The 23,349-nt window shown below is 37.4% G+C and carries 22 protein-coding genes and 2 pseudogenes; 11 read left to right on the top strand and 13 right to left on the bottom strand.

Translation table 11 applies throughout. From position 1 onward, the window contains the following. Positions 1–51: 51 nt before the first annotated feature. The gene (gene mpl, locus QV04_RS08805; RefSeq protein ID WP_065230464.1) at positions 52–1,428 is read right to left on the bottom strand and encodes a UDP-N-acetylmuramate:L-alanyl-gamma-D-glutamyl-meso-diaminopimelate ligase; all 1,377 of its coding nucleotides are present in this window, start codon (positions 1,426–1,428) and stop codon (positions 52–54) included. A gap of 168 nt (positions 1,429–1,596) precedes the next feature. On the opposite strand from mpl, the gene QV04_RS08800 reads away from it, so the two are divergent. After that, positions 1,597–2,106 (top strand): hypothetical protein, encoded by a 510-nt coding sequence (locus tag QV04_RS08800; protein WP_065233395.1) that lies wholly within the window; start codon positions 1,597–1,599, stop codon positions 2,104–2,106. On the opposite strand, the gene QV04_RS08795 is transcribed toward QV04_RS08800, so the two are convergent. Continuing rightward, positions 2,103–2,906: a hypothetical protein gene (locus QV04_RS08795; protein WP_065230466.1), complete on the bottom strand. Its 804-nt coding sequence runs from the start codon at positions 2,904–2,906 to the stop codon at positions 2,103–2,105. The two genes, QV04_RS08800 and QV04_RS08795, sit on opposite strands and share 4 nt — an antisense overlap. Before the next feature lie 93 nt (positions 2,907–2,999). Between QV04_RS08795 and gloA the strand changes: the two genes are divergently transcribed. The 8 genes and pseudogenes from gloA to aphA all read left to right on the top strand — a co-directional run bounded on the left by gloA (position 3,000) and on the right by aphA (position 11,386). Then, positions 3,000–3,410, top strand: a complete 411-nt coding sequence (gloA, locus tag QV04_RS08790) for a lactoylglutathione lyase (RefSeq protein WP_065230467.1) — start codon at positions 3,000–3,002, stop codon at positions 3,408–3,410. 124 nt (positions 3,411–3,534) lie between these two features. Further along, complete coding sequence (gene rnt, locus QV04_RS08785) at positions 3,535–4,158, top strand: ribonuclease T (protein ID WP_419177516.1); 624 nt, start codon at positions 3,535–3,537, stop codon at positions 4,156–4,158. 79 nt (positions 4,159–4,237) lie between these two features. Further along, positions 4,238–5,596 (top strand): Na+/H+ antiporter family protein, encoded by a 1,359-nt coding sequence (locus QV04_RS08780; protein ID WP_065230469.1) that lies wholly within the window; start codon positions 4,238–4,240, stop codon positions 5,594–5,596. Positions 5,597–5,906: 310 nt separating this feature from the next. Then, positions 5,907–6,059, top strand: a pseudogene (locus QV04_RS11980) (winged helix-turn-helix transcriptional regulator); the annotation flags it as partial. A gap of 210 nt (positions 6,060–6,269) precedes the next feature. Then, positions 6,270–7,303, top strand: a pseudogene (locus QV04_RS08775) (ABC transporter substrate-binding protein). 234 nt (positions 7,304–7,537) lie between these two features. Beyond that, entirely contained in the window at positions 7,538–9,592 is a 2,055-nt protein-coding gene (locus tag QV04_RS08770) for an ABC transporter permease (protein WP_065230470.1), read from the top strand. A gap of 14 nt (positions 9,593–9,606) precedes the next feature. After that, positions 9,607–10,665 carry a ferric ABC transporter ATP-binding protein gene (gene fbpC, locus QV04_RS08765; RefSeq protein ID WP_021461290.1) on the top strand — a complete coding sequence of 353 codons (1,059 nt, stop codon included), beginning with the start codon at positions 9,607–9,609 and terminating at the stop codon, positions 10,663–10,665. A gap of 13 nt (positions 10,666–10,678) precedes the next feature. Continuing rightward, on the top strand, positions 10,679–11,386 hold the full coding sequence (gene aphA / locus QV04_RS08760) for an acid phosphatase AphA (protein ID WP_021461291.1): 708 nt from the start codon (positions 10,679–10,681) through the stop codon (positions 11,384–11,386). Here the strand turns inward: aphA and QV04_RS08755 are convergent. The 11 genes from QV04_RS08755 to QV04_RS08705 form a co-directional block, all read right to left on the bottom strand. Continuing rightward, a complete protein-coding gene (locus QV04_RS08755) occupies positions 11,383–11,922 on the bottom strand; it encodes a uracil-DNA glycosylase (protein WP_013746860.1) in 540 nt (179 codons plus the stop codon). The genes aphA and QV04_RS08755 overlap by 4 nt on opposite strands. 70 nt (positions 11,923–11,992) lie before the next feature. Then, entirely contained in the window at positions 11,993–13,006 is a 1,014-nt protein-coding gene (hemB, locus tag QV04_RS08750; protein ID WP_065230471.1) for a porphobilinogen synthase, read from the bottom strand. A gap of 121 nt (positions 13,007–13,127) precedes the next feature. Further along, positions 13,128–14,576, bottom strand: coding sequence for a porin family protein (locus QV04_RS08745; RefSeq protein WP_082985593.1), 1,449 nt, complete (start codon positions 14,574–14,576; stop codon positions 13,128–13,130). A 100-nt stretch (positions 14,577–14,676) separates the two neighbouring features. Further along, positions 14,677–15,480, bottom strand: coding sequence for a hypothetical protein (locus tag QV04_RS08740; RefSeq protein WP_065230472.1), 804 nt, complete (start codon positions 15,478–15,480; stop codon positions 14,677–14,679). A 295-nt stretch (positions 15,481–15,775) separates the two neighbouring features. Continuing rightward, on the bottom strand, positions 15,776–16,504 hold the full coding sequence (gene tatC / locus QV04_RS08735; RefSeq protein ID WP_039136331.1) for a twin-arginine translocase subunit TatC: 729 nt from the start codon (positions 16,502–16,504) through the stop codon (positions 15,776–15,778). 27 nt (positions 16,505–16,531) lie between these two features. Then, positions 16,532–17,092 carry a Sec-independent protein translocase protein TatB gene (tatB, locus tag QV04_RS08730; protein ID WP_021461293.1) on the bottom strand — a complete coding sequence of 187 codons (561 nt, stop codon included), beginning with the start codon at positions 17,090–17,092 and terminating at the stop codon, positions 16,532–16,534. A 2-nt stretch (positions 17,093–17,094) separates the two neighbouring features. Continuing rightward, the gene (gene tatA / locus QV04_RS08725; RefSeq protein WP_021461294.1) at positions 17,095–17,331 is read right to left on the bottom strand and encodes a Sec-independent protein translocase subunit TatA; all 237 of its coding nucleotides are present in this window, start codon (positions 17,329–17,331) and stop codon (positions 17,095–17,097) included. A gap of 70 nt (positions 17,332–17,401) precedes the next feature. Beyond that, on the bottom strand, positions 17,402–19,042 hold the full coding sequence (gene ubiB, locus QV04_RS08720; RefSeq protein ID WP_065230473.1) for a ubiquinone biosynthesis regulatory protein kinase UbiB: 1,641 nt from the start codon (positions 19,040–19,042) through the stop codon (positions 17,402–17,404). Then, positions 19,039–19,668 (bottom strand): ubiquinone biosynthesis accessory factor UbiJ, encoded by a 630-nt coding sequence (locus tag QV04_RS08715; RefSeq protein ID WP_065230474.1) that lies wholly within the window; start codon positions 19,666–19,668, stop codon positions 19,039–19,041. The genes ubiB and QV04_RS08715 overlap by 4 nt, the downstream gene beginning before the upstream one ends. A gap of 10 nt (positions 19,669–19,678) precedes the next feature. Further along, positions 19,679–20,452, bottom strand: coding sequence for a bifunctional demethylmenaquinone methyltransferase/2-methoxy-6-polyprenyl-1,4-benzoquinol methylase UbiE (ubiE, locus tag QV04_RS08710; RefSeq protein WP_013746853.1), 774 nt, complete (start codon positions 20,450–20,452; stop codon positions 19,679–19,681). Positions 20,453–20,461: 9 nt separating this feature from the next. Beyond that, positions 20,462–21,916, bottom strand: a complete 1,455-nt coding sequence (locus tag QV04_RS08705; RefSeq protein ID WP_065230475.1) for an aminoacyl-histidine dipeptidase — start codon at positions 21,914–21,916, stop codon at positions 20,462–20,464. A gap of 129 nt (positions 21,917–22,045) precedes the next feature. On the opposite strand from QV04_RS08705, the gene gpt reads away from it, so the two are divergent. Both gpt and lpcA read left to right on the top strand, forming a co-directional pair. Continuing rightward, positions 22,046–22,504 (top strand): xanthine phosphoribosyltransferase, encoded by a 459-nt coding sequence (gene gpt / locus QV04_RS08700; protein WP_013746851.1) that lies wholly within the window; start codon positions 22,046–22,048, stop codon positions 22,502–22,504. A gap of 26 nt (positions 22,505–22,530) precedes the next feature. Next, positions 22,531–23,115, top strand: coding sequence for a D-sedoheptulose 7-phosphate isomerase (gene lpcA, locus QV04_RS08695; RefSeq protein ID WP_013746850.1), 585 nt, complete (start codon positions 22,531–22,533; stop codon positions 23,113–23,115). Positions 23,116–23,349 lie beyond the last annotated feature (234 nt).

Below are 23,349 nucleotides of genomic sequence, written 5' to 3'. Positions count from 1 at the left end.
CCTTTAATCCAACTTTTGAATACAAATCTTATTTTCAACCTTTTTGAGCGACTACTGTTCTGCCTTTTCTCTCAATTTCTGCAATATTTTTTGATGTATTCCACCAAAGCTGCCATTACTCATCACTAAAATATGATCCGTAGGCTGGGCTTCTTCGACAATTTTATCAACCAATAAATCAATATCTGCCGTCCAAACAGCCGGCTGAATGCACTGGTTAGCAATATCAACCACTTGCCACGGCAAATTTTCGGGTTGCAATAGAAAAACATAATCAGCCCTCACTAAAGCAGGTGCAAGTTCTCCTGTATGAACGCCCATTTTCATTGTATTAGAACGAGGTTCCAACACTGCTAAAATACGAACACCGCCACCGACTTTATCCCTTAATGCAGTTAATGTTGCAGAAATTTCCACCGGATGATGTGCAAAATCATCATAAACAGTAATTCTGTTCACTTCACCCTTCACTTCTAAACGACGGTTAGCATTCACAAAAGTAGCAAGAGCTTTACAAGATTGTTCTATACTAACACCTACGTGGTAAGCTGCTGCAATCGCCATTAAAGCATTAAACATATTATGCTGTCCGATAATATTCCACTCTACTTCTGCTATTTTTTGTTGTTGATGATAAACCTCAAATTTCGTGCAGTCATTATGCAAACGTTTTGCAAACCATTCTTTATTTTCGCCTATAAACTGCCGGTCACTCCAGCAACCCATCGCCAATGTCTCTTTCACACTGATCTCATCAGCAAAAGATAAAATACGTCCTTTCGATGGAATAGTTCTAATCATATGGTGAAATTGACGTTGAATAGCCTTCAGATCATCAAAAATATCAGCGTGATCAAATCCAATATTATTAATAATCAATGTTTTAGGATTATAGTGGATAAATTTAGAACGCTTATCAAAAAAAGCTGTATCGTACTCATCAGCTTCAATCACAAAAAATGGCGATTTACCTAAACGCGCGGAAATACCGAAATTTCCTGAAATACCACCAATTAAAAATCCAGGTTGCAATCCGGCTTGATCTAAAATCCACGCTAACATTCCTGTCGTTGTAGTTTTACCGTGTGTTCCAGAAACAGCCAATACCCAACGATCTCTAAGCAAATTGTCATGCAACCATTGCGGCCCTGAGGTATATGGCAAATTATTGTCTAAGACATATTCCACACAAGGATTACCACGTTTCATTGCATTACCAATAATTACAAGATCAGGAGCAGGTTTTAGTTGTTCAATATCATAGTTCTGAATAATTTCAATTCCGCTTTTCTGCAAAAAAACACTCATTGGTGGATAAACATTGATATCTGAACCAGTAACTTTGTACCCCAATTCCCGGGCAATCATTGCCAATCCGCCCATAAAGGTGCCACAAATCCCCAAAATATGAATATGTTTCTGTTTCATTATATATCCTACTTTACCTACTTTTATTTTAATTAAACATTCCTTTTAATTGAACTGTAAATAATATTATCTAAGTTCTATTTCAGCTCTTGCTCTAAATTTGCGTAATATTTAGCTAACTGTTATCATTCCGCAATATATAAATAAGCGACTATTTAGGATCAAGATATGAATAGTAAATTTCAAATCACTTCTATCAGTATTCTAACCCCTATCTTTGCGTTTATTCTAGCAATTTTTATCATCATTTTCAGTACTCAAGCACTTGCCGAAGTACCTCCTAATTCATTTACTAATAAACCATTTGATTCTTATCGACTTGTTGACATACAGGTTATTTCACAAAATATCCAAAAACAAGATAACGGAAAATTAATGTTTTCAACAACTTATCTTATTAAAAATAAATCTTCACAAAATATAAAAAAATTGGCTTGGTATGCTGTTTTTATTTTTAATAATCGTATTATTGATAATCGCCTTTCTCATATTAATTTTAAACAATTCAATATTCTTAAGCCCAACCAACAATATTATCTGATCGCATTTACTCCTGAAGATGAAATGCCTACTTTCAGTAAAGAGTTATTTACCAGTGACAGTTCTGATATTAAGGTTAAGCCGATTATTAAATCAATTGTTTTTGATGACGGCTCAACCTCTATAAAACATAATTAAAACAATAAGATCGGAGAAAACGCAGATAATAAAATCATTATTAACAACAACCAATAATAGGCTTTTTCTTTGCGTATTATTGGGTAAGCCCAACCAGCTAATAATAGTAAATGACAGATAAAATAAAAAGAAAGATGTAGGATATTCCAGTCAATCTTTACACCATCGATATAAATAATCGCTATTGCAACTAAAGCAAATATACTACTGGCAACCAAAGCAATTAATACAAAATAAGGCAAAATTTCAATTAGTCCATTTAATCTGTTATGAGAAACTAACAGCCCCCAATAAGCCAATGTTATACCTAAGACAACTTGCAATAATGGATTAAATGTTAAACTGGTCTGTAATTCAAATAAAAATAGTGGAATTAACGCTAAAATCAAACCAATGATTCCAATCACTACACCTAACCATAGTATCGCACGTCGTAACTGCTCTTCTTTGGGCTGTTGCCAAGTAGTTAAAGTGAAAGCAAGACCGCAGCAATAAGCCAATCTAATCGGCAAATAAACCTGCACTTGGAAACAAGTTACCAATAGCCATCCTCCCCAAAAGATTAAGAAATAGAGGTTCCATCGACTTAACCTTGAACGCTGTCCATTGCATATTTCTCCTTTAATAAAAATTAACTGAGAGATCATTTGAGCTACTAACACCGCAATTAATAGATGAGAAATAATGGACTCCCCTACCGGTTTTTCCATTAATAAGAAAAAATCAGCTAATGCAAGTATAAAGATAGGTAAAATCGATAAACCTATAACTTTAATTTTTGACTCTTCTTGATTTGACATATTTAAATAACCTTTACAAAATTTTGTGATTTACATCGCATATTATGGCATAATCAGTCGGTTTTTTCTTTAAATTAATCTTTCGGAGGAAATATGCGTTTATTACATACTATGCTTCGCGTTGGTGATCTTGAACGTTCTATCAAATTCTATACCGAAGTTTTAGGAATGCGCGTTTTACGTCGCAGTGAAAACCCTGAATATAAATATTCCCTTGCATTCATCGGTTATGACGATGAAGATAAAACGGCTGTAATCGAATTAACTTATAATTGGGGCGTGAGTCAGTACGATTTAGGATCCGCTTTCGGTCATATTGCTATCGGTGTTGATGATATTTCTGCAACTTGTGAATCAGTGAAAGCAGCCGGAGGTAAAGTAACACGTGAACCGGGTCCGGTAAAAGGTGGAACAACCGTAATTGCATTCATTGAAGATCCTGATGGTTACAAAATCGAATTTATTGAAAATAAAAGTGCGAAAGACGGTTTAGGTAATCATTAATTTTCTTTAATTACACTATGTTTTGCTCACTCCTCTTTTTCGAGGAGTGAGTCATTTTTAAAGGTAACATAATTTGGATACTACGCTTTCTCAAACCTCGGAAAATAACGCAACAGAAAACAGTATAAATTATCAGCTACTAAAACATCGTTTCCGCGGTTATTACCCTGTTATTGTGGATGTTGAAACCTCCGGTTTAAATGCGCAAACGGATGGACTACTTGAATTAGCCGCCATCACTGTAAAAATGGATGAGCAAGGATTATTGCATCCCGATGAAAAATGCCACTTTCAAATTAAACTTTTTGATGGCGCAAATGTTGATCAGAACTCATTAAAAATTAACGGCATTAATCCCGATGATCCACAAAGAGATGCGGTTGATGAACTCACCGCATTAACCGGATTTTTTCAAATGGTTAGGCGCGGTCAAAAAGCAGCGGAATGCAAACGTTCAATATTGGTCGCCCATAATGCAATGTTTGATTACAATTTTTTAATGGCTGCCATTAATCGTACAGGCATCAAGCGCAATCCGTTTCACCCATTTTCAACCTTTGACACCGCCACCTTGGCAGGATTTATGTTTGGGCAGACTGTTCTTCGTACAGCCTGTGACAATGCAGGAATTCCATTTGAACCAAGCAAAGCCCATTCAGCACTTTATGATACTGAAAAAACAGCAGAATTATTCTGCTTAATGGTGAATAAATTAAAACAAGCTAATATTTTTCCACCACAACTTTGAGATGTAAAAATTTCTTGATAAATGGTTAAATTTTAGTAAATTATGGAACTTCTCATAATCAACTTAAGGAACACAACATATGTTATTCAGCAATGAAGTTGTTATCTCCATTCTCGTGTTGCTTGCACTGAGTTTGATGCGTATCAACGTTGTAATTGCCCTAATTATTTCTGCACTTACTGCAGGATTAGTTGGAGGTTTGGATCTGAACAAAACCGTTTCAGTTTTTACTGATGGTTTAGGTGGGGGCGCTTCAGTCGCAATGAATTATGCTATTTTAGGTGCCTTTGCTGTTGCCATTTCTAAATCAGGAATCACAGATTTACTCGCTTACAAAGTGATTGTTCGTTTAGGTCATACACCTAGCCATAAAACACTATTTTGGTTTAAATACTTTTTACTTGCCGTGTTATTGGCATTTTCTGTCTCTTCACAAAACCTTTTGCCGGTACATATTGCTTTTATTCCTATTGTTGTACCACCATTACTCAGTATTTTTAATAAATTAAAACTGGATCGCCGAGCCGTAGCCTGTATTTTGACTTTCGGTTTAACTGCAACTTATATGTTGTTACCTGTCGGCTTCGGAAAAATCTTTATTGAAAATATTCTTGTCAAAAATATCAATGAGGCAGGCGCACAATTCGGACTGCAAACTTCTACTGCGCAAGTGTCGCTAGCGATGTTGATTCCGGTTATTGGAATGATTTTAGGATTGTTGACCGCCATTTTTATTAGCTACCGCAAACCGAGAGAATATATTGTTCACAGCAGTGAACCGACTTCTGATGATTTGCAACAACGTATCGCTAACATTAAACCTTTCCATATCTGGATCAGTATTATTTCTATTGTGGTTGCCTTTACTTTGCAACTTTTCACTGATTCCACTATTGTTGGAGGCTTGGTCGGTTTAATCATCTTCGCTTTAGGCGGTATTTTTAAACTGAAAGAGAGCAATGATGTTTTCCAACAAGGTTTACGTTTGATGGCAATGATCGGTTTTGTGATGATTGCCGCTTCCGGCTTTGCCAAAGTGATTAATGAAACCGGCGGTGTGACTGAATTGGTGCAAACTTTCAGCAGCACTATCGGTACTGATAACAAAGGGTTTGCCGTATTCTTAATGTTATTGATCGGGCTATTTATCACAATGGGTATCGGCTCATCATTCTCTACTGTTCCAATCATTACATCAATTTATGTGCCATTATGTGTTAGTTTCGGTTTTTCGCCCTTAGCTACCGCTGCAATTGTTGGTGTATCTGCTGCGTTAGGCGATGCTGGATCACCAGCTTCTGATTCAACATTGGGTCCAACATCCGGTTTGAATATGGATGGAAAACACGATCATATTTGGGATTCAGTCGTACCAACATTCATTCACTACAACATTCCGTTGTTAATTTTCGGTTGGATTGCGGCAATGACTTTGTAATATCGTACAATAAAAAATATTGAAAAAGGCTGAATTGTGATCTGCACCCCTAAAGTTGGACTTATTATCCAACATATAAAGGTGCAGATTTTTTATGACCAAATACAGTCACACATTTAAACAACAAGTTGTAAATTTCTACTAATCCTTATAACTTCAATCTAATATTTCAGCATCATCAGCTGTGAATGAATCAAGAAAGTGTTCTTTTACTTGGATACATAAGTGATTGGTATATCATTTCCTGCAAAAAATTGTCTTCTAATAGCCGGCGAAATCCGTAACCAATCACTTTCAAAGGCAGTTATGTAATGATGGAATTGTCTTTAGAAAAGATTATCAAACAAATCCACCAAAAGTGGAATATGGGCTAACTACTTTAGGCAAAGAGTTACTTCAAGTTTTAAAATCTATGGAACAGTTCGGTATTTATTACAAGTTTGTTACAGATAAATTAGAATAATCACAAGAACAATGCATCGGCGATTAATGCAAAAGCTTCATTATCGTTGTTTTCTTTCTAAACAAAATTATATCTATCAGAAAAATAAACTTACTTATTCGCTCATATTTTTCATCAAATAAGTTTACTTTTGTGAATTCGCTCACATTTCCAGATAAAAGTTTTTCATATAATAACGAACAAATTTTTCATTATAGAAGGATTATAGCTATAAATTTATCAACTTCATTAAAACTTTCTACATTAGCCATTAGTACCATTTTATTAGCTTCTACAGCTCAAGCATCCGGACGTTTAGTCATTTACTGCAGTACAACCAATGAATTATGTGAAACTGAAACACAAGCATTCTCAAAAAATATGATGTTAAAACTTCATTCATTCGTAACGGCTCCGGTAGCACTTTTGCTAAAGTTGAAGCGGAAAAAAATAACCCTCAAGCTGATATTTGGTATGGAGGTACTTTCGATCCTCAATCCCAAGCTGGGGAATTAGGTTTATTAGAACCTTATCAATCAGCAAACTTGTCGCAAATTATCGAAAAATTCCGAGATCCAGGCAAAGTCAAAGGAAATCTATCCTCTGCCATTTATATGGGAATTTTAGGATTTGGTGTTAACACTGACCGTTTAGCAAAATTAGGTATTAAAGAAACACCAAAATGTTGGAGTGATTTGTTAGATCCACGCTTAAAAGGCGAAATTCAAATTGCAGATCCTCAAAGCTCTGGCACAGCTTATACTGCTATTGCTACATTTGTACAATTATGGGGTGAACCGAAAGAATTCGAATATTTTAAGTCTTTAGATAAAAATATTTTACAATACACTAAATCTGGTATTACACCATCACGTAACGCCGCACGTGGTGAAGCCACTATCGGTATCGGCTTCTTACACGATTATGCCTTAGAAAAAGAGAAAGGCGCACCACTTGCCTTGGTCGTTCCTTGTGAAGGCACAGGTTATGAACTCGGTGGCGTAAGTATCTTAAAAGGTGCAAGAAATCTAGACAATGCCAAACTTTTCGTTGATTGGGCATTATCTAAAGAAGGTCAAGAACTTGCGTGGAAAAAAGGTCAGGCTTTACAGACTTTAACTAACACTACCGCAGAACAATCTCCTAATGCATTTGATCCGACAAAACTTAAATTAATCAATTATGATTTTGAAAAATTCGGCTCAAGTGATGAAAGAAAACGTTTAATCAACAAATGGGTCAATGACGTCAAATTAAGCAAATAATAAAACAAAAAAATAGCTATGGGGAATTTATTTCTCATAGCTATTTGCTTTTTATAATTTATTCTCCTATCTTTTGGGAGTATATTTTTATTTTGTAGGGTTGTATGTTTCAATTCTCAGAAAGACCATAAAGCATTGCTCTATGAATCGCCCTGATGAGAGCTTAAACCTCTCCTAAATTAAATGTATCCTACCGCCGAAAATGATGAGGTTTCAACCACTAAGGAATTTTTGATGGACTCAACAAAATTTTCAATAAATACTACTACGACCTGGATTTTGATTAGCTTTCTTGCATTTGCGATTCTGCCATCATTTGCTTTGGATTATGGCTTGCTAGAATCTACTACTGATGAATTTTTAGCCGCAATGGGATGGCACTCGTTTAATCTAAGTTGGTTTTGGTTTTTCTCTTTGGCTATTTTCTGGTTCTCCCCTCATCTTGGGTTATCTCAAGAAAAGGAAGCAAAATTTGAATTAGTTGCGGTTTGTATTATCGCTTTATTTACTTTTATTTCCGCCAATATTTATCACTTGAGCTTAGGTTATGCTGTTATCGTACAAATTATTACGCTAACTGCTATCGCTACTAATGCCTTAGCTAAGCTCAAAATTATGCAAGGCGATAAATTTATTATTGCTTCGCTGCTTGCCATTATCTTATTAATTTTCTTTTTTATTGTTTATCCAACTTTAGCCATCTTCATTTCAATGTTTTATGATGGCAATGAATTTAATCCAAGCCAATTTATCCAAATTATCACTCAATCTTATATTTTGCGTGTAATCCTCAATTCGGTATGGTTATCTGGATTTGTCGGCTTTATTTCTACCGTTTTTGGCTTGGCTTTTGCGCTTTATACTACCAGAATAGCCAAACGTACTGCCTTTATCGGCAAAATTTTCTCTATTTTGCCTATTGTCACACCCCCATTTGTTGTCGGTTTAGGAGTAACTTTGATGTTAGGGCGCTCCGGTTATTTAACTGAATTTTTAGCACAACACTTTGGCTTTACTAACACAAACTGGCTTTATGGCTTCAACGGTATCGCTATAGCACAGATTTTAGCATTTACACCACTTGCTTTTATGATTTTGGAGGGTTCATTAAAGTCAGTACATCCATCCATTGAAGAAGCCTCTTACACATTAAGAGCTAATCGTTATCAAACCTTCTTTCAAGTTATTTTTCCATTATTAAAACCGGCTCTTGCTAATGCGTTTTTGTTGGTTTTTATCCAATCTTTAGCAGATTTCAGTAACCCATTAGTATTGGGAGGCAGTTTCGATGTTATCGCCACTCAAATTTATTTCTATATTACTGGTTCACAACTTGATTATGCTTCCGCCAGTACATTAGGCACAATTCTATTGTTGTTCTCTCTCGGTATTTTTATTGTGCAATATATTTGGATCGGAAATCGCTCTTATGTGACTGTTTCTGGTAAATCTTATCGTGGTGATGTACAAGATTTACCTACTGGCTTAAAAAATGCCATTATTATCTTATTAGCAATTTGGATTATTTTTAATGCCACACTTTACGGCAGTATTTTTTACGGTAGCTTCACTGTCAATTGGGGTGTTAATTACACTTTAACCCTTGAAAATTATGCCTCTCTATTCGGTCAAGGATTTAGTGACGGTGCGTGGCCATCTCTAATCAACACTATTATTTATGCCGGTATTGCTGCTCCACTTACTGCACTATTCGGCTTATTAATCGCCTATATTGTGGTGCGTAAAGAGTTCACCGGTAAAAAAACATTAGAGTTTTTAACTATGCTCTGTTTTGCCGTACCGGGAACCGTTGCCGGAGTATCTTACATTTTAGCCTTTAATGATGCTCCGCTCTATATCACCGGTACCGGTGTCATCATTATTATCTCAATGGTAATGAGGGATTTACCGATTGGGATGCGTGCCGCTATTGCCGGTTTAGGGCAGTTGGATAAATCATTAGATGAAGCTTCACTTTCTTTAAAAGGAAATTCGTGGAAAACATTAATTTATGTCACTTTGCCATTGCTTAAACCTGCACTACTTTCCGCATTAATTACCAGTTTCGTTCGGGCAATGACCACTGTAAGTGCGATTGTATTCTTGGTAACTGCCGATACTCGTGTAGCCACTGCCTATATTTTAAACCGTGTAGAAGATGGTGAATACGGTATTGCAATCGCTTATGGTTCATTGCTGATTGTAGTGATGATGGCAATTATTTTATTCTTTGACTGGATGGTCGGTGATACTCGAATTTCCCGTTCAAAAGCAAAACAAATGAATTAAATTGAGGTTGTTTTATGAATAACGATAATAACTTTCTTGTCTTAAAAAATGTGACAAAACGCTTTGGTAAATCTGTTGTGATCGATGATCTCAGTTTAACCATTAAACGTGGCACAATGACCACACTGCTCGGGCCTTCGGGTTGCGGCAAAACCACCATTCTACGCTTGGTTTCCGGTTTGGAACGCCCGACCAGCGGACAAATCTTTATTGATGGTGAAGATGTGACCAAATCTTCTATTCAAAGTCGCGATATTTGTATTGTGTTCCAATCTTATGCGCTATTTCCACATATGTCGATTGCCGATAATGTGGGTTACGGCTTGAAAATGTTAGGCGTTAATGCTGAAGAGCGTAAACAGCGTGTTGAAGAGGCATTGGAGTTGGTCGATCTTGCCGGTTTCGGTGATCGTTATGTCGATCAAATTTCCGGCGGACAACAACAACGGGTCGCCTTGGCGCGTGCTTTGGTATTAAAACCGAAAGTTTTACTTTTTGATGAGCCGTTAAGTAACCTTGATGCCAATTTACGCCGCAGTATGCGTGAAAAAATCCGCGAATTACAGCAAAAATTTAATATCACTTCGCTCTATGTGACGCACGATCAGAGTGAAGCCTTTGCCGTCTCCGATGAAGTGATTGTAATGAACAAAGGGAAAATTATGCAGAAAGCACCGGCAAAAGTGCTTTATCAACGACCAAATTCTCTGTTCTTAGCTAAATTTATGGGTGAAGCCAGTATCGTTGACGGCTATTTAGAAAATAATCAATTAAAGATTAATGGCTATCAATTAACGCTGGATCAAGCTCAAGAATTTAATGTCGACAATGGCGAATGTTTGGTCGGTATTCGCCCGGAAGCTATTCATCTATTGACACAAGGTTCGCCGCAAACCCGTTGTCAAATTAAATCAGCAGTTTATATGGGAAACCATTGGGAAATTGTGGTGCTATGGGGCAATAATGAATTATTAGTAAATTTAGCACCCGAACACTTCGAGGCAAATTGCCAAGAAGCCTATATCGAACTTGCCCCATCAGGAATATTTTTACTAAATAAATCAAATAATTAAGAAGGATGTCATTATGTATAATTTGAAAAAATTAGCTCTTGTAGCCATTATTGCCGGTGTCGCAACAAATGTTTTCGCTGCTAAAACCGAACCTTATATTCAAGAGGGAACAAATGCGCGTGAAATGTTGCAACAAGCGCCGATTCATTGGGTTTCAATTGAGCAGATCAAAAAAAGTTTAGAAGGTAAACCGGCAATTAATGTCAGTTTTGATATTGATGATACCGTATTATTTTCCAGCCCTTGCTTCTATTACGGACAACAAAAATATTCACCAAATGGTTTTGAATATTTAAAAAATCAAGATTTCTGGAATGAAGTCAATGCCGGCTGCGATAAATATTCTATTCCGAAAGAAGCTGCCAAAGCATTAATTAAAATGCACGAGGAACGTGGCGACAGCGTTTACTTCATTACCGGAAGAACTGCCGGTAAAACAGATGGTGTAACCCCAATTCTACAAAAAGCCTTAGGGGTTAAAAATATGCATCCGGTTGATTTTATGGGAGATCGCCCACGTAATACCAAATATAACAAAACACCGGCTATTTTAGAGCATAAAATCAGCATTCACTACGGTGACAGTGATGATGATATTCTAGCAGCGAAAGAAGCCGGTATTCGTGGTATCCGTATTATGCGTGCCCCGAACTCCACTTACTTGCCAATGCCGACTTTAGGCGGCTACGGTGAAGAAGTTTTGATTAATTCAAGCTACTAATCCAAATTATTCCAAACATCGCCCAATGTGAGAAAATCCTGTTTCAGCATTGGGCGCATTTTTCCATTATGCATTGCCGCTGCCGGATGATACATCGGCAATAATTGAAAACAGTGTTGCTCCTGCATCAATGTATAAACTTGCCCGTGAATTTCGCTGATTTTAAACTCTGGCAAGAATACCGACAACGCAATACGCCCGCATGGCACAATAATTTTCGGCTTAATCTTTGCAATTTCCGCACGTAATAAACCGTTAAATGCCATAATTTCTTTCTTATTAGGATCACGCTTTTCCGCTCTAAATTTCACCACATTGGTCAGATAAATATTCTCTCGGCGCAACCCGATTGAAGCTAATAATTGATCAAAAAATTTGCCGCTCGTTCCGGCAAAAGGCCCTTTAATCAGCTCATCTTTTCCGGGCGCATCGCCGATAAACATAATTTCAGCGTGAGGATTGCCCCAAGCAGGCACTAATTGATATTGAGGAAATTGTTGTTGTAGCAGTTCAAACTGTTGTTGAATTGTCGTCATAAATCTTTTTCAGAGAAGATCCGGATTCCATAAACGGAACCCGGAAATCGAGAATGAAAGAGGATTAATCCTATTTTTCTTCCGCTAGCCAAATTGCCACTTGTTTTGCAAAATAGGTCAAAATACCGTCCGCACCGGCACGTTTAAAGCAGAGTAAGCCTTCCAAAATGCTCTCTTTTTCTTTTAACCAGCCATTTTGAATAGCTGCCATCTGCATCGCATATTCACCGGAAACCTGATAAGCGAAAGTTGGTACCCTAAAGTGCTGTTTAACACGCCATAGTATATCAAGATAAGGCATTCCCGGTTTTACCATCACCATATCGGCACCTTCTTGAATATCCAAACCGACCTCTTGCAATGCTTCATCGCTGTTTGCCGGATCAAGCTGGTAAGTAAATTTATTGCCGCCTTTAATATTGCTTGATGAACCGATTGCATCACGGAACGGTCCATAGAAACAGGAAGCATATTTAGCAGAATACGCCATAATCAAAGTATTAATAAAACCTTGCTGTTCAAACTGTTGGCGAATTGCTCCAATACGTCCATCCATCATATCACTAGGTGCAACCACATCAGCTCCAACTTCAGCGTGGGAAAGCGCCTGTTTAACCAATACTTCAGTAGTAATATCATTCAAAACATAACCATTTTGATCAATAATTCCATCCTGACCGTGAGTAGTAAAAGGATCAAGTGCCACATCAGTCATTACCCCCAGCTCAGGATAAGCCTGTTTCAATGCACGTACGGTACGTTGAACTAAGCCATCCGGATTATAAGCCTCTTCCGCCATTAATGATTTTTTCTCTTGTGGCACAACTGGAAATAAAGCAACCATCGGTACACCATATTTCACTAATTCTGCTGCTTCAATCAATAATTGATCGATAGTCAGACGCTCCACACCCGGCATCGAAGGCACTGCTTCACGCTGATTTTCACCTTCAATCACAAATACTGGATAAATCAAATCATCGACACTTAATTTATTTTCCGCCATTAAACGACGACTGAAATCTTGTTTACGCATACGGCGCATACGACGTTCAGGAAATTGTGAAAAAATTTGTTGAGTCATTCATTAGCTCCTTTACTCATCAAAAATACTGTTAGGATAGCTATTATAATGAATTAACATTAGTGAATATATGCTTAAAATACGTTATCCTCTTTTTAAAGGCTGAGAATATCTTATTCTTTTAAAAATTTTTTTCAAAAACAATATTAAATTGTTTTTCCTGATAAGAATAAAGTGATGGAAAATTACTCTGTTGTTTCTTCCATATCAGCTGTAATTTAGGTGTAATACCAAACAAATGCCAATCACGTTTCCAAAGAGCAAAATAAGTATGATATATGTGATCTCTTCGATTTTTACCCAATGGAAACCGGTTAGCTAATTTAAATTGATCTTGATACTGTCTTTTACTAATAGAAAAATTCATATGTGAAGAAATGCCTTTTCCCCACTCTTGCCCCCAACCAAAACGTAAAGTATAACTATTATTGCTATACTGTTTGATTCTGGTATTTTCTTGCTCTAGATTAAATCCTATATGAAAAGTTTGTTGTGGATTTCTTATCCAAAATAATGTTGTCGAAAATAATTTATTTGCTCCATTTAAATAATCATAATTATTATAACGTTGCTTAACATACTCCAAAGCAGAAGAAATTTGCCAATTTATAGATAACCAGCGATTATATTCTGCACGTATTCCCGTTCCTTGTTGATAACGCTTATTCCCAATCCAACGCCTTTCATAAAGAGATAATAAACGCACACTCTGCTTTGAATTTTTATTTACATAACCTAAATAACTACGGTTATATGTATCATTATAATCACGATTATCCCAATAAAACTTACCAAACAGATTAGTTTCAAAAAAGAAATAGTGTGAATCTTTAATATTTTTCTCTTTTGCTAATATCAATGAATAAGCAATACCATGAGCAGATTGTGGCAACATTGAATCAGATTTCACAAATCCTGTTTGTTCAATATTACGATCAGAAGAGGCATCATTTACATTATTATCTTGTTCATAATTTGCAGAGAAACTAATTTGCCAAGCACTATTATCATCAATTAAACGTAAATATTGTTCTACCATTTTCGCCACTGCTATTGGTAAATTTTCATCAGATTTCACTTTTTCAAATTGTTGCTTTGCAGAACTAAGCTGCTTATCATTAAATAATGCTATTGCTAATGCGATTCTTGCAGGATTCATTTTAGGATTTATAGCTAACAGTTGTCGAAACTTTGCAATCGCTTGTGAATAATTTTGCTGTGATTCAGCTAAAGCACCTTCAGCAAATAAAATGAGTATTTTATCTTGTTGTTGATATTTCTGATAAATAGGCAATAACATCTTAATTATTTTAAAATGTCGATATATTACCGCTTGATATAACAATTTCTTTACTAAGATAGGATCTTTCTCCACATCTTTTAAAGAAATAGATATTTTACCTTGTATCACTTTAGCTATTTTATTGTCCAAGTGATCTAATGTTGCATTGAATACAGGTGAGTGTAGCTCTGTTTTATAAGTTTGAAGAGCAATATTATCACTTGCTGTTGCTATCGCAGAAAATGTGAATAAGCCACAGAAAATTAAAATTAATGTCTTGTAAATCATAAGAAAACAATAAGAAATTTAAATACTCTGCCTATTACGTTAGTCTTTTTAATGATAAATAAAAAACGCCCATACTGGGCGTTTAAAAATGAAAATAAGTTTATTGTTTTTTTGCCTGATATGCCCCAGAAATAACAGATTCTCCTTCCTTGTTCTTCAAATAAAATACGCCTAGTGTATTCTCTGCTTTATCTTCTTTTCCTGCAAACACCCCTGTATACTTGCCCTCATATTCTGCAGCAACAGCATTACCTTCATAGTAGTATTGCTTCTCTGTTAAGGTCACATTTTTCAATTCAATTTGCTTAATATTATTAGCCTGTACCTCAATATTACCTGAAACTGTCTGATCTTTTAATTCTAACGTTAATGAACCATCTTTTTCTTGCCCATCAATTGTCATTTTTGCCAAACCTTTATAAATTGCATTAACAGCTTGAGCAGGATTTTCTAAAACATATTTCTGATCTACTTCATAAAAATAATATTTATGATTATTGTAAGGGTAAGGCATTTCTGGCATAGTAAAATAACCATAATAACCAATATCACTTACGGGATTTGCTGTTTTATCAAAACTGAGTACAGTATTCTTTTGACGTTCTTGACGAAAATCCCCATCCATTCCAACGAAAGTGAAAACATCCCCTTCAGCTTTCGATGGCTTAAATGAAGGCTCTTTTTTCTCTTGTTTATTTTCTACTGATTGTTTATCTTCTTTTGAAGATTTATTATGACTAGTATTATTTTCTGTAGAAGAATTAATACCGTCTTGTTGCTCATCTTGAACCGGATTAATTACAACAGCATTATCTTTTTGCGAAGAATTCCCCCCCCCACTAGAGTTACAAGCCGCTAAAATAAACGATAAACCAAACAGAATAGATTTATTTAATAATTTCATAAAAACCCCCATAAAGTTGATACTTTTAAAGTGGTATAGTATACCTACTTTTACAAAAAATAAAAGTACCTAAATTATTAACAAAATATTAATGTTAAGTGAATTTTTATTCATAGTAATATTATTATAAAAAAACCGAACCTTTGAGGCTCGGTATAACAAATTTATATGTACGTTGAATATGAGTTGCTGTATTCGTTAACGCTTGATTGGTATTTGATCTAAAAGTTAAATAATTGTCTCAATTTTTTATGAGGTTATTTTTCATACTTAAAATTTAAACCGCTCTATTAATTTAATTTGATTTTGGCTGATAAAAACGGGCAAATAATACACCTATTTCAAATAATAAGTACATTGGAACAGCAAGTAATGTTTGTGAAAAAATATCAGGCGGTGTCAGTAACATTCCAATAACGAATGCACCTACCAAAATATAAGGTCGCTTCTGTTTTAGATCTTCAATGCTGACCACACCACTCCAGCAGAGAAGAATAATTGCAACCGGCACTTCAAAACAGATGCCAAAAGCTAAAAACAGAGTTAACACAAAATCAAGATAACTACTGATATCTGTTGCTATTGCTACACTTTCAGGTGCTGTTTTAGTTAAAAACGCAAATACTAAGGGGAAAACCACATAATAAGCAAACGCCACACCAACATAAAACAGCAATGTACTAGAAACTAACAGAGGATAAATTAACCGTTTTTCGTGTTTATACAATGCCGGAGCAATAAATGCCCACACTTGATACAAAATATAAGGTACGGACAAAAATATTGCCGTAATAGCAGTTAATTTAATTGGTGTAAAAAAAGGTGCAACAATATTGGTTGCAATCATCGTTGAATTTTGTGGAAGCTCATTAATTAACGGAGCTGAAATAATATGATAAATATCATTTGCAAAATAAACCAATGCAAGAAACACAACCAACACACAGATAAAACTTTTCAAAATGCGATTGCGTAACTCAATAAGATGGGTAATCAGCGGTTGAGATTCATCTACGCTAGCCATAACTTTCCTTTGCTAAATAGCGATAATTTAAGATTTTTTAGCCGGATCGGTTATTTTTTCCGCCGGCACATCCGCTAACGGATCATAACTTGCCAACTCATCCTGATGCTGTTCAAGAATTAATTTTTCTTCATCTGCTTCAGCCAATTCTGCTTGTTCATCGGCAGCAAGCAGTTGCTGTTCCTCAGCTTTATCAGTGGTGATGGACTGTTCTTCACCCTGCGCTTCCATTTTGGTCTGCTGTTCCAATGAAGATTTCAACTCGCTCACAGCATTGTTCGCTGCTTGGGTTTGTTGATCCAACTGCTGTTGCATTTTTTGTGCAGAGGCTTTAAGCTCTTCAACCGTTTTGCTTAATTCAGGAGAAAGTGCTGATAAATTGAGATGCTCCGCTTTTTTGATGCTCTCTTGCAACTCTTGCAATTTAAGCTCCTGTGCCAATTCGCTTTGCACATTGTTAGCGAGATTACGCAAAGTGCGTATCCAACTAACAACGGTACGAATTGCCACCGGCAGACGCTGCGGACCTAAAACCACTAAACCGATGACAAAAATCAGAACAAGTTCAGAAAAACCGATATCAAACACAGTTATGCCTGCTCTTTATCTTTAGTTTTTGTGTCAGTTTGTGTGTTTGAATTTGAGGATTGAGATTCGATAGATTTCTTAAATTCGGCATCTTTTTCCCCCTCTTCACTCATTGCCTTTTTAAAACCTTTAACAGATTCGCCAAGATCCGAACCTAATGTTTTTAATTTTTTTGTTCCGAAAAGTAATACAACGATTAAGACAATAATTAATAATTGCCAAATACTGATTCCACCCATAATGTACCTCTAGTAAAAGTAAAATGTTGATTAAATTATACTGCTGCTTTTACGCTGCAACAATGCTGCTTTATCGTTTGAAAGCGGTTATCAATAATAGCACTACACCTAATAACAACAACCCGACAGCAATATTCAGCGGTAAAAATTGAAAGCCGAACAGACTGGCAAAGAATAGCAAACTCGCACTCATAAAACCATACACACGTTGGGTATTTTTTCGTTGTTGCTGCTTTAACTGCTGCTGAATCAAAGTTAATTGCCGACGAATTTGTTTCTGTTCCAACAATGCCTGATGCAATGTCTGTGGAAAAGAGGCAAAATGCTCACGCAAAAAAGGCAAATGTGATTGAAAATCACGATACATTTTCTTGACGCTAATCTGCTCATTCAGCCAATCCTGCAAAAACGGTTTAGCCGTTTGCCATAAATCCAATTGCGGATATAGCTGTCTACCCAATCCTTCGATATAAAGCAATGTTTTCTGGAGTAAGACCAACTGCGGCTGCACCTGCATTTGAAAACGACGCGCAGTATTAAATAGATTTAACAACACGTTTCCAAATGAAATTTCTGCCAACGGTTTAGAAAAAATCGGTTCACAAACAATTCTGAACGCCTGTTCGAACTCTTCTACATTGGTATCTTCCGGCACCCAACCGGAATCAATATGTAACTGCGCAACGCGACGATAATCGCGATTAAAGAAAGCCAAAAAGTTTTCCGCTAAATAGCGTTTATCTTCGCTGTTCAACGTGCCGACAATGCCACAATCAATACCGATATATTGCGGTGATTCCGGGTGATGATAGCTGACAAAAATATTGCCGGGATGCATATCAGCGTGGAAAAAACTGTCGCGAAACACTTGTGTAAAAAAGACCTGTACCCCACGTTCCGCCAACAGTTTCATATCTGTACCGTTTGCTTCCAATGCCGGAATATCTGAAATTGGAATGCCGTAAATACGTTCCATTACAATGACATTCTTATGACAAAAATCGCTATACATTTCCGGCACATACAACATTGGGCTGTCTAAAAAGTTTTCTCTTAACTGAAGCGCATTTGACATTTCCTGTCGTAAATCCAATTCCGCCAACAATGTTTTCTCATATTCACGAATCACTTCCACCGGACGCAACCGATAGCCCTCTCTGGTTAGACGTGGAATCCATTTCGCAATTTTGTACATTAAAGCCACATCCAAAGCGATAACCGGCGCAATATCCGGACGAATCACTTTAAATACTACCTCTTTCCCTGCCAGCGGTTGGGTCGCATTAAATCTTGCAGTGTGAACTTGTGCGATTGATGCCGATGCCAGCGCTTGCTCATCAAAAGCCTCAAACCAACGCTCGATCTTATCGCCTAACGCTTTTTCAATTTCCGCTCTTGCCAATTTTCCATCAAACGGCTCTACTTGATCTTGCAACAGTGCCAACTCATTAGCGAGCTCTTCAGGGAAAAGATCTCGTCGTGTCGAAAGCATTTGTCCTAATTTGATCCATACCGGCCCCAACTCTTGAAAAGCCATCCGCAAACGCCAACCAAGAGATTTATCCGGATAACGATTTTGCCACCAAAAACAGAGTTTACGCCCATAACGAAGCGGACGAGTTAATGGAATTTTAGGCAATGCTTGATCCAAGCCGTATTGCAATAATACTCGGACAATATGATAAAAACGAAAATAGTGCTTTATTTTCATAGTTTTCCTGCAAGTTGGTTGATTTTATCTTCTACACGCTGCAAATCCTGTTGCAACTCGGCAACCTGATCATAAAAATGTACCAACGCCAAAGAGGGGGCAATCAACTGCCACTCTTCGGTCAGCCGTTCTCCCCAATGGCGCTCACTGGTTACAAAATGTTCAGTCATACGATTTTTTATCTGTCGCATCGTATGGGTTAAAGAATATACAACAGCATCGCCAAGATACGGAGCTAACAGTTCTTCCGGATCTTTTTCCAAGTGCTCAAATAGCGCCATTGTATCCTGTAAAACTTGCAAATCACCCTGAAACACAACCTGCTTTTGATTAATTAACGCTGACAACTCACTTTTTTTCGGTCGTTGCAATAATAACGAAGCATCTGCCGACACTTCGCAATCAACTTCGCCATCATATTGTGCCAACAGATCGACACGTTGTGGAGAAAACAGCAAATAACAATGCCCGCCTTGTTTAAGATGCAACAACAACACTTTGCCTGCCAACTTACGTAATCGTGGGTTAATATCTTCACTGCGTTGGATAAGATAATTTACCGCTTGTTCCAGCAAGCCATTTACTAACTGCGGCAACATTAATTGCTGTTTAATTGAAGAAAGCATTTATCGCTCCTTAAAATTTATAACCACGATGCAATGCCACAATACCGGCGGTTAAATTGAAATATTGCGTCTGTTCAAAGCCGGCATCAATCATCATTTGTTCCAACACGGATTGTTCCGGGTGCATTCTGATTGACTCCGCCAAATAGCGATAACTGTCAGCATCATTCACCACCACTTCGCCCACTTTCGGCAAAATATTAAATGAATAAAAATTATAAACTTTGCTCAACGGTTCAATAATCGGCTTAGAAAATTCCAACACCAAAAGACGACCGCCCGGTTTCAACACGCGATACATTGAACGCAATGCTTTATCTTTATCCGTTACATTTCGCAAACCGAAACTGATCACGATGCAATCAAAGGTATTATCCGCAAACGGCAACATTTCCGCATTTGCTTGCACATATTCCACATTGCTGACTACGCCTAAATTACGCAATTTATCGCGCCCAACCTGCAACATAGAATCATTAATATCGGCTAAAATAACTTGTCCGCTTTCTCCCACCATTCTGGAGAATTTTGCCGAAAAATCACCGGTACCGCCGGCAAGATCCAACACTTTTTGCCCTTTACGCACGCCGCTGCAATCAATGGTAAAGCGCTTCCAGACCCGATGAATACCGAAAGAGAGCAGATCATTCATCAAATCATACTTATCCGCTACAGAATGAAAAACATTGGCAACCAGTTTTTGTTTCTCTGATTTTGCGACCGTTTTAAACCCGAAATGAGTTAACTCTTCATTATTTACGTTCGGTTGTTGTTCCTGTTCCATTATCTCATCCTATTTTTTCGGCATTGTTGCTAATAATTCAGTTAATAATTGCCAATAAACCGCCACTGCCGGGATATGACAACGTTCATCCGGAGAATGTGCCCCTAAAATGGTTGGTCCAATCGAAACCATTTCCATATTTGGATAAACTTTATTGATTAACCCGCACTCCAATCCGGCGTGAATCACTTTGATTACACTCTCTTTGCCTAAAATACGGTCATATAACGTTTTCGTGCGTTTAACAATATTGGCATCCGCCTGCGGCTCCCAACCGGGATAACGTCCGGAAAAGACCACTTCAGCATCGGCTAAACGACAAACGGAACGCACCAAACTCACCACATCATCTTGTCCGTGATCATTCAATGAACGTGCCAATAACGTTAATTTAATCTGCTCCGCTTTGGTTTCCAATACTCCTAAGCTGATGGAGGTTTCCACCACATCCGGCAACACATCACTAAAACGAATAACGCCATTCGGCAAGGCATTAATTAAATCTAATAAAATTTGGCTCTGACGCTCGCTTAATCCCTGTTCCGCTGTTGCCTCTTCGAGCGCAAAATTGATCTGTTTTTCTGCGTGAGACAACGCTTCAATCAGTTGTTGCGATAATAATTGCCACACCTGCTTAAACTTCTCTACCGATGCACTGGAGAGCAAAACGGTAGCAAACGCCTCGCGTGGGATTGCATTACGCACCGAACCGCCGGAAATGTCCGCCAAACGGAAGCTCACTTTAGCCAATGCTTTTTCGAGCGTTTTTGCTAAAAGTTTAATCGCATTGCCACGATTTAAATGAATCTCCGCCCCCGAATGACCACCTTTTAGCCCTGTTAACGCAATATGTACTGCCACTTCATTTTTGCGTAACTCTTGCCATTGCACTGGGAAACGAATATCAACATCTTCACCGCCAGCACAACCGATATAAATTTCACCTTCATCTTCGGTATCAGCATTAATCATCACCTCACTTTGCAACCAATTCGGTTGCAATCCCAATGCACCGACCATTCCAGTTTCCTCACTAGCAGTCAATAAAACCTCTAACGGCGGATGTGCGACATCATTACTCTCCAACACCGCTAAACAGGACGCCATACCGATACCGTTATCCGCCCCTAAAGTCGTACCTGTCGCTTTTACCCATTCACCATCGACATAAGGCACAATCGGATCAGTTAAAAAATTATGTGCCGTATTTTTATTTGCCTGCGGCACCATATCTAAATGCGCCTGCAACGCTACCGGCTGATGATCTTCCATTCCTGCAGTTGCTGCTTTGCGAATCAAAATATTCCCGACTGCATCCTGTTCAACCCATAACTGTTTCTGTTTTGCCCACTGAATAATGAAATCGGCAAGTGCCTGTTCGTGGTGAGAAGGATGAGGGATTGAACAAATTTTATCAAACCATTGCCATACTAATTTTGGTGATAATTCTGTAATTGAAGACATAATTTTTCCTTTGAAATAGTTACTTTTGCAGAAAACAAAAAGAAATTGCGTTAAATGATAGCATAGAAAGCAATTTCGCGTTATCCTTACGCAATTTTTTATAACTTCAAACACAAAGGTACATTTATTATGAGCGAAAAATATGTTGTTACTTGGGATATGTTTCAAATGCACGCCCGCAAATTATCCGAACGCCTCCTTCCGGCTTCACAATGGAAAGGAATTATTGCGGTTAGTCGTGGTGGGTTATTCCCAGCAGCGGTTATTGCACGCGAATTAGGTATTCGTTTAGTTGAAACCGTTTGTATCGCAAGTTATGACCACGATCAACAGAATGAATTAAAAGTGTTGCATCGCGCAGAAGGTGACGGCGAAGGCTTTATCGTAGTCGATGATTTGGTTGACACAGGTAACACTGCTCGTGCGATTCGTGAGATGTATCCGAAAGCAAAATTTGTAACCGTATTTGCAAAACCTGCCGGTGCACCTTTAGTTGATGATTATGTTGTTGATATTCCACAAAATACTTGGATTGAACAACCTTGGGATATGGGTATTACTTTTGTCCCACCTCTTTCTCGTAAATAATTTAATTAAATTTCTTGGAGTTGCTGATGTATTTAACACAAATCAAAGCCGAACTGACACAGGCGGCGGATGTTTTAGACAAATTTTTATCCGATGATAAAAATATTGAGCTAATCCAACAGGCGGCACTCATTATTGCCGACAGTTTTAAACAGGGCGGAAAAGTTTTAAGTTGCGGTAATGGCGGTTCGCATTGTGATGCGATGCATTTTGCCGAAGAGTTGACCGGTCGTTATCGTGAAAATCGTCCGGGCTATCCGGCAATTGCCATTTCGGATGTCAGCCATTTAAGCTGTGTAAGTAACGATTTCGGTTACGATTATGTCTTTTCACGTTATGTTGAGGCTGTCGGTCAAAAAGGTGATGTGTTGTTCGGGCTGTCAACTTCCGGCAACTCGAAAAATGTCTTGAATGCAATCGAAGCGGCAAAAGCAAAAGGAATGAAAGTCATTGCGTTAACCGGCAAAGATGGTGGGAAAATGGCAGGCTTGGCGGATGTTGAGATTCGTGTTCCGCATTTTGGTTATGCCGATCGTATTCAAGAAATTCACATCAAAGTTATCCATATTTTGATGATGTTGATTGAATTTGAAATGGCGAAACAAAATTAATCACCTTATTTTGTGATTCAAACTGATGTGCATTAGTTCAAATAACACTAATGCACATTTCTTTTCAATAACGCTATATTTTTAATTATTCAGATTAATTAAGGCATTTCTGATGTTTCAATTCACAGAACAACACATAAAACATTGCTCTATGAATTGCCCTGATTTAGAAGAGGTTACGCCTCTTAAATTCGCTACATCCTACCATCATAAACGATGAGAGTTTAACCATTT

This window comes from Gallibacterium genomosp. 1 (assembly GCF_001678575.1).
GTDB lineage: Bacteria > Pseudomonadota > Gammaproteobacteria > Enterobacterales > Pasteurellaceae > Gallibacterium.
The sequence above is the reverse complement of the archived record's forward strand: the minus strand, read 5'-3'. Positions and strand labels throughout refer to the sequence as shown.